Raw genomic sequence first — 13,081 nt, 5'->3', positions numbered from 1 at the left:
CCGCGGTCAGGCGCCCCCGCCAGCGCGGGGTCGGCCGGTCGTCGGCGCGGGCGGCCAGCAGCCGCGCGGCGAGGGATCGCGGCGCCGGCTCCGGGGTGCGGACGGCGGCCATGGCCACCAGCCGGGCGCGGGCGCGGGCGCGGTACTGCGCGTCCGGCTCGTCGTCGAGCCGCGTGGAGAGGGCCTGCAGGCGCGCGACGACCGCCGCCTCCGGGTCGCGCACGTCGGTGCCGGAGGGGAGCATGCCGTCGTCGGAGCGGATCACCCGCGGCCTCCCGTCCTCGTGCCCGAGCCGGTCCCGCCAATGCCGGGGGACCGCTGCAGTGAGATCAACGACCGACCCGACCCGGCGGTTACGCATCCGTTCGCGCGCCGGTCGCTCATCGCAGCCCCTCGGGCAGCAGCCCCGCCAGCCGCCGGACCGCCCGGTGCTGGAGCGCCTTGATGGCGCCGTCCTTCTTGCCCATGATCTCGGCAGTCTCGGACACCGAGAGCCCGTGCAGGAAGCGCAGGACGATGCACTCCTGCTGCTCGCTCCCCAGCTGCCGCACGCACGCCAGGAGTTGCTCGTTGGTGAGGTGCTGGAGGACCGCGTCCTCCGGGCCGTCGGTGGCCCGGTCGGCGTCGCGCATGTCGGCGGTGCTGATCTCCAGCCGGAAGCGGCTGCTCTTCACCTGGTCCCGGATGATGTTGCGGGCGATCGTCACCAGCCACGCGCCGACGTCGCGCCCCTGGAACGACAGCGAGTCGATCCGGCGCAGCGCGCGGACGAAGGTCTCGCTGGTGACGTCCTCGGCCGTCGCCCGGTCGCCCACGCGGTGGTAGACGTACCGGTGGACCAGCGTGACGTAGTGGTCGTAGAGCCGCCCGAACGCCTCGGCGTCCCCGGCCTGGGCCTGGCGGACCAGCCCCCAGACGTCGACGCCCCCGGAAGCGGTGTGCTCCTCGACCGCGGCGATCTCCTCGGCCACCTCGGCGGGCAGCTCGTCGGTCGAGGAGCCGCCGGCGACGACACCGTCGCCGGACCCGCCGTCGCCCGGGCCGCCGGCGGCCGTCACCGGATCGGCGCTCGGCTCGTTGACGGGGAGAGCCTCGGCGCTCGTACGCGGGAACGGCGTGGGACGGACCCGCGCCGGCGCCGGTGGACCCGTGGGACGTCCGGCGTCGAGGGGATGGGGCATGCGGGCGTTCGACCTCCTCGTCGGCCCGCTGTGCCTGGACCGGATCGTGCGCCACGCATGCCAGGAGGGCGCGCGTGGGCTGCGGCGCTGGCCCCATGGTGACAACATCGCCCCAGCTCGTCCACGTCAGCCACGCATTCGTGGCCGAACAGGTGTCCGCAGGCCGGCCGACGCCGCACCGACGACAGGAGATGTCAGTGTCCGAGGCAGGCAGCTCGCTGGCCGCGCTGGTCCGCGCCGCCGCTCAGCGCGACCCCGACGCGCCGGCGGTGGTGGCCGGCGACCGACGGCTGACCTGGGCCGAGCTGGACGCGGCCGCCGACCGCGTGGCAGCCGGCTACACCGGGCGCGGGCTGGCGAGCGGGGACCGCGTCGCGGTGCAGCTGCCCAACGGCCTGGACTGGCTGCGGGCCGTCCTGGGCGCCCTGCGCGCCGGGCTGGTCGTCGTCCCGGTGAACACCGCCTACACCGATCCCGAGCTCGAGCACGTGCTGACCGACTCCGGCGCCTCCCTGCTGGTGGCCCCGGGGGAGCGCGACTCCCTGGCCGGCGTGCCGGTCTGCCCGGGACCGCCCGAGGCCGACGGACCGGCGGCCGGGGTGCCCGACGACCCGGACGCGCTGGCCTTCCTCTGCTACACCAGCGGCACCACCGGCCGGCCGCGCGGCGCCATGCTGACCTCCGGCGCCCTGCACGCCAACCAGCAGCAGTGCCTGGCGATGGACCCGCCGCCCGTGCGGTCGGACGACCGGGTCCTCCTCGTGCTCCCGCTGTTCCACGTCTACGGCCTCAACGCCGGGTTCGGCCTCGTGGCGGCCACCGGCGCCTGCGCCGTCCTCCTGGAGACCTTCGACCCCCGGACGTCCCTGGCCGTCATGGCCGGGGAGCAGGTCACCGCCGTCCCGGGCGCCCCGCCGATGTACCAGGCGTGGCTGGCGGCGGCCGACGCCGCCGGGGGCGACGCGGAGCTGCGGCGCGGCTTCGCCGCCGTCCGGATCGCCTCCGCGGGAGCGGCCCCCCTGCCCCAGGACGTGTGGACGGCGATGCGCGAGCGGGCCGGGATCACCGTGTGGGAGGGCTACGGGCTCACCGAGGCGGCCCCCGTCGTGGCCAGCACGCTGGCCACCGGCCGGGCCAAGCCCGCCTGCATCGGCGGTCCGGTCCCGGGCCTGGAGCTGGCCCTGCGCGACACCGCCTCGGTCGGCGCGCTCACCGTGGACCCGCCCGAGGGCGGTGCGTCGGAGGACGACGACTCCTCCGACGGTGACGAGGGGCCCGGCGAGATCTGGGTCCGCGGACCCAACCTGTTCGCCGGCTACTGGCCCGACGGCGCGGACGGCCCGGACGCCGAGGGCTGGCTGGGTACGGGCGACCTCGCCTACCGGGACGCCGACGGCGACCTGCACCTGGTCGACCGGCGCAGCGACCTGATCCTGGTGAGCGGCTTCAACGTGTACCCGGCCGAGGTGGAGCGGGTCCTGGACCAGCACCCGGCCGTCGTCGAGAGTGCGGTCATCGGCGTACCGGACCAGCGCACCGGTGCCGCCGTCCGCGCGGTCGTGGTCCTGGTCCCCGGGGAGCGGCTCACCGTCGAGGACCTGCAGGCGCACGCGGGCCGGTCGCTCGCCCGGTACAAGGTGCCGGCGTCGGTGCACTTCCTCGGCTCGCTGCCGCACTCGCTCACCGGCAAGGTCAGCCGCGCGCGGCTGCGGGAGCTCGGCCTCAGCGAGGCGCCGGACGCCGTCCCCGCGGAGAGCGCGGCCGGAGCCGGGAGCGCTGCGGGTGGCTGAGCCGCGGCTGCAGCTGCTGGGCCGGGCCGGCTGCCACCTCTGCCTGACCGCGGCCGAGCAGCTGGTGCCGATCGCGGCAGAGGCGGGGCTGGAGGTCCACGACGTCGACGTCGACACGGACCCGGAGCTGCAGGCCGAGTACGGCGACCGCGTGCCGGTGCTGCTGCTCGACGGCCGCGAGCACTCCTACTTCACCCTCGACGTGCCCCGGCTGCGACGGGACCTGGGCCTGCGCTGACGGCCCTCGCGGCCGGCTCCGCCCCTCGTCCGGGTGGCTCCTGACCTGCGGTTATGGTGGCGTCTGCCACAGCGGGCGGGATCTGGCCTGGTCAGCGGCCCATCGCCTCGTCGGCGACTTTGTTCCTGCGTTCACAAGCGGCTACCGTGGCGGAGGCGAGCGAACCTGCCGCTCGCGTCCCCGATGTCGCAGATCCGCCCCCGGCGCCCGCCGGGCCTCCCGGGTGCGACCGCTGTGGAGAGCCCGTGATCCAGCCACGGCCCCGGACCATCCCGGAGGCCACCGTCGCCCGTCTGGCCGTGTACCTCCGGGTGCTCACCAGCCTCGCCGACGGCGGCCGGACCACCGTCTCCTCCGGTGAGCTCGCCTCCGCCGCCGGCGTGAACCCGGCCGGTCTGCGCAAGGACCTCTCGCACCTCGGCTCCTGCGGCGTGCGCGGGGTCGGCTACGACGTCCGCGCCCTGCGGGAGCGCATCGCCCGCGTCCTCGGCGCCGAGCGGTCCCGCGCCTGCGTGCTCGTGGGCATCGGCAACCTGGGCGCCGCGCTCGCCGACTACGCGGGCTTCGGCAGCCGCGGCTTCCACTTCGTCGGTCTCTTCGACGCCTCCCCGGCGCGGGTCGGGCAGTCCATCGGCGGCCTGACGGTGCAGTCCATGGCCGAGCTCGAGGCGACCGTCACGGCGACCGACGCCTCGATCGGGGTCATCGCGACCCCGGCCGACGTCGCCCAGCAGGTCTGCGACCGGCTGACCGGGGCGGGCGTGCGCAGCATCCTGAACTTCGCGCCGGTGACCCTCGTGGCGCCGGCGGGCGTCGACGTCCGCCCGGTCGACCTGTCCGTGGAACTGCAGGTACTGGCCTTCCTCGGCCAGCAGCGCGCCGTGCCCGCAGAGGAGGTGACGGCATGAGCCTGCTCGCGGTGGGCGTCAGCCACCAGACCGCTCCCGTCGCGCTGCTCGAGCAGTTCGCCATGGGTGCCGACGACCGGGTCAAGGCGCTGCACGAGCTGGTCGGGAGCGACCACGTCAGCGAGGCGCTGGTCCTGGCCACCTGCAACCGCATCGAGGTCTTCGCCGAGGTCGACCGCTTCCACGGCGGCGTCACCGACGTCGGCCGGGTGCTGGCCCGCCAGGCGGGCGCGACGGTCGAGGAGCTCTCGCCGTACGTGACGGTGCACTACGAGGACCAGGCCGTGGCGCACCTGTTCACGGTGGCCGCCGGCCTGGACTCCATGGTGGTCGGGGAGACCCAGGTATTGGGGCAGCTGCGGGCCGCCTACGCCCTGGCCCGCGAGGAGGGCACCGTCGGCCGCGCGCTGCACCCGGTCGCCCAGCGGGCGCTGCGGGTGGGCAAGCGCGTGCACTCCGAGACCGGCATCGACAAGGCCGGCGCCTCGCTGGTGTCGGTCGCCCTGGACCGTGCCGAGGCGCGCATCGGCAGCCTCACCGGCCGCCGGGTGCTGGTCGTCGGCGCGGGTTCCATGGGTGCGCTGGCCGCCACCACGCTGGCCCGCCGCGGCGCCGACGTCGTCGTGGCCAGCCGGACCGAGGTCTCGGCGCAGCGGCTGGCCGAGACCGTCGGCGGCCGCCCGGCGCCCATGGAGCGCATGGCGGAGGAGCTGGCCGCCGCCGACGTGCTGCTGACCTGCACCGGTGCCACCGGGCTGGTCGTCGGCACGGACGTCGTCGCGGCGGCGATGACCGGCCGCGGCGACCGGCCGCTGGTCGTCGTGGACCTGGCGCTGCCCCGGGACGTCGACCCCGGCGTGGCCGCGCTCCCCGGCGTGCACGTCGTCGACCTCGCGCTGCTGCAGGGCGAGCGGGCCGCCGCCGACGGTCGCGCGGCCACGAGCCCGGTGGCCGTCGACGACATCAACTCCGCCCGGGCCATGATCGAGGCCGAGACCGCGCTGCTGCGTGCCGAGCGACGCGCCGCCGAGGTCGGCCCGACCGTCTCGGCGCTGCGCTCGCAGGCCGCCGAGGTGGTCGACGCCGAGCTGCTGCGGCTGGCCGGCCGGCTGCCCGACCTGGACTCCCGCGCCCGCGCGGAGATCGCGCGCACGGTCCGCCGCGTGGTGGACAAGCTGCTGCACGAGCCCACCGTGCGGGTCAAGGAGCTGGCCGCGACGCCGGGCGGCACCGACTACGCCGGTGCGCTGCGCGCCCTGTTCGGTCTCGGCTTCGACGCCGACGTCACGCCCGGTGCCGGGCGGCTGGCGGACGCGGTGACCGTGGACCCCGACCGTCCGGGAGGAACGGCATGACCGCCGACGTGCAGACCGCTTCCGCGGGTGCCGCCCAGGTGCAGACCACCGCCGCGGCCACCGTCACCACCGTGCCGCTGCGGCTGGGCACCCGCGCCAGCGAGCTCGCCCGCACCCAGTCGCGGACCGTCGCCGACGCCCTCACCGCCGCCACCGGGGTGCCCGTGGAGCTGGTGCTCCTCAGCACCGAGGGCGACCGGTCCTCGGCCGCCATCGCGCAGATGGGTGGCACCGGGGTGTTCGTGGCCGCGATCCGCCGGGCGCTGCTCGCCGGCGAGGTCGACCTCGCGGTGCACAGCTACAAGGACCTGCCGACCGCGCCCGAGCCGGGGCTCATCCTGGCGGCGGTGCCGCCCCGGGAGGACCCCCGCGACGCCCTCGTGGCGCGGGACGGGCTGACCCTCGGCGAGCTGCCCGCCGGCTCCCGGATCGGCACCGGCGCCCCGCGCCGGGTCGCCCAGCTGCGCGCGCTCGGCCTCGGCCTGGACATCGTGCCGATCCGCGGCAACGTCGACACCCGCCTCGGCCGGGTGCCCGGGGCCGGCGAGGGCCCCGGTGACCTGGACGCCGTCGTCCTGGCCCGTGCCGGGCTGAGCCGGATCGGCCGGCTGGCGCACATCACCGAGACCCTCGACCCGCTCCAGGTGCTGCCCGCCCCCGCGCAGGGGGCGCTGGCGGTCGAGTGCCGGACCAGCGACGCCCGCACCCGCGAGCTGCTCGGCCGGCTGGAGGACGCGACCACCCGCGCCTGCGTCGTGGCCGAGCGCGCCACCCTCGCGGCGCTGGAGGCCGGCTGCAGCGCGCCGGTCGCCGCCTACGCCGAGCTGGCCGAGGGCGAGGCCGGCCCGGAGCTGTTCCTCCGGGCCTCGGTGACCGCGCTGGACGGCAGCGACGGCGTCCGCGGCTCGGCCACCGGGCCGCTCGCCGACGCCGCGGCGCTCGGCCGCGCGCTGGCCGCCGAACTGCTCGACCGCGGCGCGGCCGAGCTGATGGCGGCCGGCAGGTGACCGCGGCGACGCGGTCGGCGCCCCGCACCACCCCACAGACCCCCGTAACGGCCCGGACCCGGGCCATGACAGACGCCCGAGTTGCTCGGGCCAGGATCAGGAGCACGCGATGACGCGCTTCCGCAAGACCGCAGGCCAGTCGGGCCGGGTCGTCTTCGTCGGCGCCGGCCCCGGTGACCCCGGCATGCTCACCGCCCGCGCGTCAGCCGCGCTGGCCGAGGCGGCCGTGGTGCTGGTGGACCCCGATGTCGCCGCAGCCCTCCAGGACGCCGTCCGCGCGGCGAACCCGGGCACCGAGCTGACGCCGGTCTCCGGCGAGCCGGCCGACATCGCCAAGGGCGCGGTGGCCGCCGCCAAGAGCGGCTCGGTCGTCGTCCGGCTGGTCGTCGGTGACCCCTACACCTCCGACGAGGTCGTCAAGGAGGTGCTCGCCGTCGGCCGCACCTCGGTGCCCTTCGACGTGGTGCCCGGTGTCGCCACCGCCACCGCCGTGCCCGCCTTCGCCGGCGTGGCCATGGGCAGCACCACGGTGACCGCCGACCTGCACAGCGGCACCGATCTCGGCGCGCTGGCCGCGGCCGCCTCCGGCACCGGCGGCACGCTGGTCGTGCAGGGCACCGCCGAGCTGCTCCCCGACGCCGCCGCGCGGCTGATCGAGGGCGGCCTGTCGGGCAACACCCCCGTGGTCGTCACCACCGGCGGCTCCGGCACCGGCCAGAAGAGCGTCGTCGGCAAGCTGTCGGCCGTGGCCGAGAAGACCGCCGGGCTGGACCCGCTCAGCGGCCACGTCGTGGCCACCATCGGCTCGATCGTCGACAAGCGCGCCCGCATGTCCTGGTGGGAGAGCCGCCCGCTGTTCGGCTGGCGGGTGCTCGTGCCGCGCACCAAGGACCAGGCCGGCGAGATGAGCGACCGGCTGCGCGCCTACGGCGCCGTGCCCGTCGAGGTGCCGACCATCGCCGTCGAGCCGCCGCGCAGCCCGGCCCAGATGGACCGTGCGATCAAGGGTCTGGTCACCGGGCGCTACGGCTGGATCGTGTTCACCTCGGTCAACGCGGTGAAGGCGGTCCGCGAGAAGTTCGTCGAGCTGGGCCTGGACGCCCGCGCCTTCGCCGGCGTCAAGGTGGCCTGCGTGGGCGAGCAGACCGCCCAGGCCGTCCGCGACTTCGGCATCGTGCCCGAGCTCGTGCCCACCGGTGAGCAGTCCAGCCACGGCCTGCTCGCCGACTTCCCGGAGTACGACGACGTGCTGGACCCGATCAACCGGGTGCTGCTGCCGCGGGCCGACATCGCCACCGAGACCCTCGCCGCCGGGCTGGTCGAGCGCGGCTGGGAGATCGACGACGTCACCGCCTACCGCACCGTCCGGGCGGCGCCGCCGGCCGCGTCGGTGCGCGAGGCGATCAAGGGCGGCGGCTTCGACGCCGTCTGCTTCACCTCCTCGAGCACGGTGCGCAACCTGGTCGGCATCGCGGGCAAGCCGCACGCGAAGACTGTCGTCGCGGTCATCGGCCCCGCCACCGCGGCCAGCGCCCAGGAGTTCGGCCTGCGCGTGGACGTGCAGCCGGAGACCGCGGCCGTGGCGCCCCTGGTCGACGCGCTGGCCGAGTACGCCCTGTCGCTGCGCGAGGCGGAGGACGGCGAGGGCAGGTGAGTGCTGGCGCGAGTCCCGGGTTCGCGCGCGGGCGGCGGCTGCGGTCGACGCCCGCGCTCCGGCGGCTGACCGCCCAGACCCGGGTGGCCCCGGCCGACCTGGTGCTGCCGGTCTTCGTGAAGCAGGGCATCGACTCGCCGGTCGCCATCGGCTCGATGCCCGGCGTCGTCCAGCACACCCACGACTCGCTCCGGCAGGCCGCCGCGGAGGCGGCGGAGGCCGGCATCGGCGGGCTGATGCTCTTCGGCGTCCCGTCGGACAAGGACCCGGTCGGGTCGCAGGCCGACGCCGCCGACGGCGTGGTCAACGTGGCGCTGCAGAACCTGCGCGCCGACCTCGGCGACGAGCTGGTGCTCATGGCCGACCTCTGCCTGTGCGAGTACACCGATCACGGGCACTGCGGCGTGGTCACCCCCGCCGGCGTCGTGGACAACGACCCGACGCTGGACCGGTACGCCGCGGTGGCGATCGCGCAGGCGCAGGCGGGCGCCCACCTGGTGGCGCCCAGCGGGATGATGGACGGCCAGGTGGCGGCGATCCGGGCCGGGCTGGACAGCGCCGCGTTCACCGAGGTGCCGATCCTCGCCTACGCGGCGAAGTACGCCTCCGGCTTCTACGGGCCGTTCCGGGAAGCCGCCGAGGGGGCGCCGCAGTTCGGTGACCGCTCGACCTACCAGATGGACCCGCCGAACGCCGACGAGGCGCTGCGGGAGGTCGCGCAGGACCTCGCCGAGGGCGCCGACGCGGTCATGGTCAAGCCCGCCCTGCCCTACCTGGACATCGTGCGCGCGGTCGCCGACGCGGTGCAGGTGCCGGTGAGCGCCTACCAGGTGAGCGGTGAGTACGCGATGGTCGAGGCGGCCGCCGCCAACGGCTGGATCGACCGGGAACGCGCGATCCTGGAGACCCTGACCGCCATCCGGCGGGCCGGCGCCGGGCAGGTGCTCACCTACTGGGCGGTCGAGGCCGCCCGCCTGCTCACCCGCGGCTGAGCCGATGACCGCGCCGGCGGAGGAGTACGTCGAGCCCGGGGGCTCCTGGACGCCGTTCTGGACGGTGGCCGGGGCCCTCGCGCTCTTCCTCCTCGTCGACGTCGCGCTGCCCGGCCCCGACGTCCCGCCGCTGCTGTGGCTGGTGGCCGTGGTGTCGGTCCTCGGTGTCGTCGGCGCCAGCACGCTGTCGGCCCGCCGGCTGTGGACCCTGCGCGTCCAGGGGATCGGGGACGACGGCGCGCTGGTCGTGGGGCGGGAGCGGGTGCCGCTGGCCGACATCGACGCCGACCACCTGCGTTCGGTGGACTCCGGTGCCGACGCCGGCGCGCCGGTGCTCGGCGGCGGCTGGTCGCTGCCGCGCGGCCGCACCGGCCTGCCGCTGAAGCTCGCCGACGGGCGGACCGTGCTGGTTCCCACACGGGATCCCGCCGCCCTCCGCGCCGCCCTCCTCGATCCGCAGGGGACACTGGAACCGTGACCTCGCCGGACAGCTCGACGTATCCCTACGAGGCCCCGGTGTCGGCCGGCCTCTTCGCCCGCGGTCAGGAGATCACCCCCGGCGGGGTGAACTCCCCGGTGCGCGCGTTCCGCGCCGTCGGCGGCACCCCGCGCTTCATGGCCGAGGGCTCGGGTCCCTGGATCACCGACGCCGACGGCCGCCGGTACGTGGACCTGGTCAGCTCCTGGGGGCCGATGATCCTGGGGCACGCCCACCCCGCCGTGGTCGAGGCGGTGACCGCCGCTGCGCGGCGCGGGTTCTCCTTCGGCGCCCCGACCGAGGGCGAGCTCGACCTGGCCGAGGAGATCCGCGCCCGCATGGCCCCGGTCGAGCGCGTGCGGCTGGTCAACTCCGGCACCGAGGCCGTGCTCTCGGCGGTCCGGCTGGCCCGCGGCGCCACCGGACGGCCGCTGCTGGTCAAGTTCGCCGGCCACTACCACGGCCACGTCGACGCGCTGCTCGCCTCGGCGGGCTCCGGCGTCGCCACCCTGGGGCTGCCCGACACCCCCGGGGTCACCACCGGCGCCGCCGCCGACACGATCGTGCTGCCTTACAACGACGTCGCCGCCGTCGAGGCGGTCTTCGCCGAGCACGGCGGCCGGATCGCCGCGGTCATCAGCGAGGCCGCCGCCGGCAACATGGGCGTCGTCCCACCGCTGGGCGGCTTCAACGCCGAGCTGCGCCGGATCACGGCCGCGCACGGGGCGCTGCTGATCCTCGACGAGGTCATGACGGGGTTCCGGGTGTCGCGGTCGGGCTGGTACGGCCTGGACCCGGTCGACGCCGACCTGTTCACCTTCGGCAAGGTCATGGGCGGCGGGCTGCCGGCCGCCGCGTTCGGCGGTCGCGCGGACCTGATGGCCCACCTGGCGCCGAGCGGGCCGGTCTACCAGGCCGGCACGCTGTCGGGGAACCCCGTGGCCGTGGCCGCCGGCCTGGCCACGCTCCGCCACTGCACCGACGAGGTCTACGCCCGCTGCGACGAGGTGTCGGCCCTGCTGCGGGGTGCGGCCAGCGCCGCGCTGTTCGCCGCCGGCGTGCCGCACCGGGTGCAGCAGGCGGGCAGCATGTTCTCCATCTTCTTCGTGCCCGACGAGCGCCAGGTGCGCGACTACGAGGACGCGAGGACGCAGGACGTCACCCGCTACACCGCCTTCTTCCACGCCCTGCTGGCCCGCGGCGTCTACCTGCCGCCGTCGGCGTTCGAGTCCTGGTTCGTCAACGCCGCGCTGGCCGGTGAGGCCCTCGACCGCGTGCTGGAGGCCCTCCCGGCCGCCGCTCGCGCCGCGGCCGCGGCACCCGGCGACGGCCGTCCCGCCGACCAGGACCTGTCCGAGGTGAGCACGTGACCGGGGAGACGACCGTCGTCCACCTCCTGCGGCACGGCGAGGTGGACAACCCCGGGGGCGTGCTCTACGGCCGGATGCCGGGGTTCCGGCTGTCCACCACCGGCGAGGCGATGGCCCTCGCGGCGGCGGAGTGGTTCACCGGCCGGGACGTCACCCACCTCGTCTCCAGCCCGCTGGAGCGTGCGCGGCAGACGGCGCAGCCCCTGGCCGACGCCACCGGGCTGCCCGTCACCCTCGACGACCGGCTGATCGAGGCCGGCAACGCCTTCGAGGGCATGGCCGTGGCCGGAGGTACCGGCGTCTTCCGCGCGCCCGGCAACTGGTGGAAGCTGCGCAACCCGTTCCGGCCGTCGTGGGGTGAGCCCTACGTGGAGATCGCCACGCGGATGCTGGCCGCCGTCGAGGCCGCGCGCGAGGCCGCCCGCGGGCACGAGGCGGTGCTGGTCAGCCACCAGCTGCCGATCTGGACCACCCGGCTGCACGTCGAGGGCCGTCGCTACGCGCACGACCCGCGGCGCCGGGAGTGCGCGCTCGCGAGCGTCACGTCGGTCACCTACGACGGCGACCGGCTGCGCGGCGTGAGCTACGCCGAGCCCGCCGGCGCCACCGACCCCGACGCGGTGCCGGGCGCATGAGGCACGTCATGGTGGCGCTCCTCGCTGCAGCGCTGGTCTCGGGGTGTTCCACCGGGGCCGACCAGGTCGACGTCAACAACGGCGGCGAGTTCCGCTTCGTCGAGGCCACCCCCTCCGGTGAGGTGATCCCCCCGGTCGAGCGGGCCGCCGCCCCGGAGTTCTCCGGCACGCTGCTGGGGGGCGGCGGGGAGTCGTTCTCGTCGGTGGAGCTGGTGGGCGACGTCGCCGTCCTCAACTTCTGGGGTTCCTGGTGCCCGCCCTGCCGGGTGGAGACGCCGGAGTTCCAGGAGGTCTACGCCGACGTGCGCGTCGAAGGTGTGCAGTTCCTCGGCATCAACGTGAAGGAGACCAGCGAGCAGTTCGCGGTGGCCTTCGTCGACCGGTTCGGCATCGAGTTCCCCTCGGTGTACGACCCCCGCGGGGAGGTGGCGCTCGCCTTCCGGGACTACCCCGCTACGGCGATCCCCTCGACGATCGTCCTGGACAGGCAGGGCCGGGTCGCCGCGGTGTACACCGGTGCGGTGAGCGAGGAGAACCTGCGCGCCGTGCTGGACCGGGTGCTGGCGGAAGAGGTCTGACCGTGGGGGAGGCATTCGCCGAGCTGGTCACCGACGGGCCGCTGCTGGTGGCCGCGGCGGTGGCCGCGCTGGTCGGGCTGATCAGCTTCGCCTCGCCGTGCGTCCTGCCGCTGGTCCCGGGCTACCTGTCCTACGTCACCGGACTGGTCGGCAGCGGGGCGCGCACCACCGTCCCGGCGCCGGTCGGGGAGAGCGGCACCACGGCCGTCCTGCCCACGACCGACGAGCGCCCACCCCGGGGACGCATGGTGCTCGGAGCCGTCCTCTTCGTGCTCGGCTTCACCGTGGTCTTCGTCGCCATCAGCAGTGCCTTCGGCGGGCTGGGGCGGTTGCTGCTGGTGCACAACGAGCTCATCACCCGGGTGATGGGCGTCGTCACCGTCCTCGTCGGGCTGGCGTTCCTCGGCCGGGTCCCGTGGCTGCAGCGGACCAAGCGGCTGTCCGCGCGCCCGGCGGTCGGGCTGGCCGGGGCGCCGTTGCTCGGCGTCGTGTTCGGGCTCGGGTGGACGCCGTGCATGGGTCCCACGCTCGCCGCCGTCCAGAACCTGGCCTTCGCCGAGGCGACCGCCGGACGTGGCGCGCTGCTGGGCCTGGCGTACTGCCTCGGGCTCGGGGTGCCGTTCGTGCTGGTTGCCCTCGGCGCCCGCTGGGCCGTCGGCGCCACGACGTTCCTGCGCCGGCACGCGGGCGCGGTCACCCGTTTCGGGGGCGTCGTCCTGGTCGTCGTCGGCCTGCTGCTGGTCACCGGTGCCTGGACCGAGATGATGGGCTGGCTGCGCTCGTGGCTGGCCGCGACCGGGTTCGCGGAGACCTCGCTGTGAGCGGACAGCGGCGTGAGCACCGCAGCGAGGGACGAGCGAGGAGCGCAGCGGCGCGCGGGAGCGAGCTGATGAGA

At 75.7% G+C, this 13,081-nt stretch carries 14 protein-coding genes; 12 read left to right on the top strand and 2 right to left on the bottom strand.

Annotated elements, in window-relative coordinates:
* Together C5507_RS19835 and C5507_RS19830 are read right to left on the bottom strand one after the other, a co-directional pair.
* Nucleotides 1-265: hypothetical protein (locus tag C5507_RS19835; protein WP_158657659.1), on the bottom strand; the 265-nt coding region annotated here is incomplete at its 3' end.
* 115 nt (nucleotides 266-380) lie between these two features.
* Nucleotides 381-1,181 (bottom strand): sigma-70 family RNA polymerase sigma factor, encoded by an 801-nt coding sequence (locus C5507_RS19830; RefSeq protein WP_207225850.1) that lies wholly within the window; start codon nucleotides 1,179-1,181, stop codon nucleotides 381-383.
* Nucleotides 1,182-1,378: 197 nt separating this feature from the next.
* On the opposite strand from C5507_RS19830, the gene C5507_RS19825 reads away from it, so the two are divergent.
* The 12 genes from C5507_RS19825 (at nucleotide 1,379) to C5507_RS19770 (ending at nucleotide 13,007) form a co-directional block, all read left to right on the top strand.
* Entirely contained in the window at nucleotides 1,379-2,971 is a 1,593-nt protein-coding gene (locus C5507_RS19825; RefSeq protein ID WP_104530224.1) for an AMP-binding protein, read from the top strand.
* The gene (locus C5507_RS19820; protein WP_104530223.1) at nucleotides 2,964-3,209 is read left to right on the top strand and encodes a glutaredoxin family protein; all 246 of its coding nucleotides are present in this window, start codon (nucleotides 2,964-2,966) and stop codon (nucleotides 3,207-3,209) included. The genes C5507_RS19825 and C5507_RS19820 overlap by 8 nt, the downstream gene beginning before the upstream one ends.
* A gap of 245 nt (nucleotides 3,210-3,454) precedes the next feature.
* A complete protein-coding gene (locus C5507_RS19815; RefSeq protein ID WP_104530222.1) occupies nucleotides 3,455-4,117 on the top strand; it encodes a redox-sensing transcriptional repressor Rex in 663 nt (220 codons plus the stop codon).
* The gene (locus tag C5507_RS19810) at nucleotides 4,114-5,472 is read left to right on the top strand and encodes a glutamyl-tRNA reductase (protein WP_104530221.1); all 1,359 of its coding nucleotides are present in this window, start codon (nucleotides 4,114-4,116) and stop codon (nucleotides 5,470-5,472) included. Before C5507_RS19815 ends, C5507_RS19810 begins: the two co-directional genes overlap by 4 nt.
* A complete protein-coding gene (gene hemC / locus C5507_RS19805) occupies nucleotides 5,469-6,479 on the top strand; it encodes a hydroxymethylbilane synthase (protein ID WP_104530220.1) in 1,011 nt (336 codons plus the stop codon). The genes C5507_RS19810 and hemC overlap by 4 nt, the downstream gene beginning before the upstream one ends.
* 109 nt (nucleotides 6,480-6,588) lie before the next feature.
* Complete coding sequence (locus C5507_RS19800) at nucleotides 6,589-8,133, top strand: bifunctional uroporphyrinogen-III C-methyltransferase/uroporphyrinogen-III synthase (RefSeq protein WP_104530219.1); 1,545 nt, start codon at nucleotides 6,589-6,591, stop codon at nucleotides 8,131-8,133.
* Entirely contained in the window at nucleotides 8,130-9,125 is a 996-nt protein-coding gene (gene hemB, locus C5507_RS19795) for a porphobilinogen synthase (RefSeq protein WP_104530218.1), read from the top strand. Before C5507_RS19800 ends, hemB begins: the two co-directional genes overlap by 4 nt.
* A gap of 4 nt (nucleotides 9,126-9,129) precedes the next feature.
* A complete protein-coding gene (locus C5507_RS19790; RefSeq protein ID WP_104530217.1) occupies nucleotides 9,130-9,603 on the top strand; it encodes a hypothetical protein in 474 nt (157 codons plus the stop codon).
* The gene (gene hemL, locus C5507_RS19785; protein ID WP_104530216.1) at nucleotides 9,600-10,973 is read left to right on the top strand and encodes a glutamate-1-semialdehyde 2,1-aminomutase; all 1,374 of its coding nucleotides are present in this window, start codon (nucleotides 9,600-9,602) and stop codon (nucleotides 10,971-10,973) included. The genes C5507_RS19790 and hemL overlap by 4 nt, the downstream gene beginning before the upstream one ends.
* A complete protein-coding gene (locus tag C5507_RS19780; protein WP_104530215.1) occupies nucleotides 10,970-11,608 on the top strand; it encodes a histidine phosphatase family protein in 639 nt (212 codons plus the stop codon). Before hemL ends, C5507_RS19780 begins: the two co-directional genes overlap by 4 nt.
* The gene (locus tag C5507_RS19775; protein ID WP_104530214.1) at nucleotides 11,605-12,186 is read left to right on the top strand and encodes a TlpA family protein disulfide reductase; all 582 of its coding nucleotides are present in this window, start codon (nucleotides 11,605-11,607) and stop codon (nucleotides 12,184-12,186) included. The genes C5507_RS19780 and C5507_RS19775 overlap by 4 nt, the downstream gene beginning before the upstream one ends.
* A 2-nt stretch (nucleotides 12,187-12,188) precedes the next feature.
* The gene (locus C5507_RS19770) at nucleotides 12,189-13,007 is read left to right on the top strand and encodes a cytochrome c biogenesis CcdA family protein (RefSeq protein WP_104530213.1); all 819 of its coding nucleotides are present in this window, start codon (nucleotides 12,189-12,191) and stop codon (nucleotides 13,005-13,007) included.
* Nucleotides 13,008-13,081 lie beyond the last annotated feature (74 nt).

It is taken from the genome of Blastococcus saxobsidens, assembly GCF_002938435.1.
Taxonomy (GTDB): domain Bacteria; phylum Actinomycetota; class Actinomycetes; order Mycobacteriales; family Geodermatophilaceae; genus Blastococcus; species Blastococcus saxobsidens.
Note: the sequence above shows the minus strand (reverse complement) of the source record. Positions and strands in the feature narration are given on the sequence as shown.

What these genes read in the sequence shown, in the direction of transcription:
- C5507_RS19830 (WP_207225850.1), bottom strand. Translation starts at nt 1,181, where the DNA reads ATGCCCCATCCCCTCGACGCCGGACGTCCCACGGGTCCACCGGCGCCG.
- C5507_RS19810 (WP_104530221.1), top strand. Translation starts at nt 4,114, where the DNA reads ATGAGCCTGCTCGCGGTGGGCGTCAGCCACCAGACCGCTCCCGTCGCG.
- hemC (WP_104530220.1), top strand. Translation starts at nt 5,469, where the DNA reads ATGACCGCCGACGTGCAGACCGCTTCCGCGGGTGCCGCCCAGGTGCAG.
- C5507_RS19800 (WP_104530219.1), top strand. Translation starts at nt 6,589, where the DNA reads ATGACGCGCTTCCGCAAGACCGCAGGCCAGTCGGGCCGGGTCGTCTTC.
- C5507_RS19790 (WP_104530217.1), top strand. Translation starts at nt 9,130, where the DNA reads ATGACCGCGCCGGCGGAGGAGTACGTCGAGCCCGGGGGCTCCTGGACG.
- C5507_RS19775 (WP_104530214.1), top strand. Translation starts at nt 11,605, where the DNA reads ATGAGGCACGTCATGGTGGCGCTCCTCGCTGCAGCGCTGGTCTCGGGG.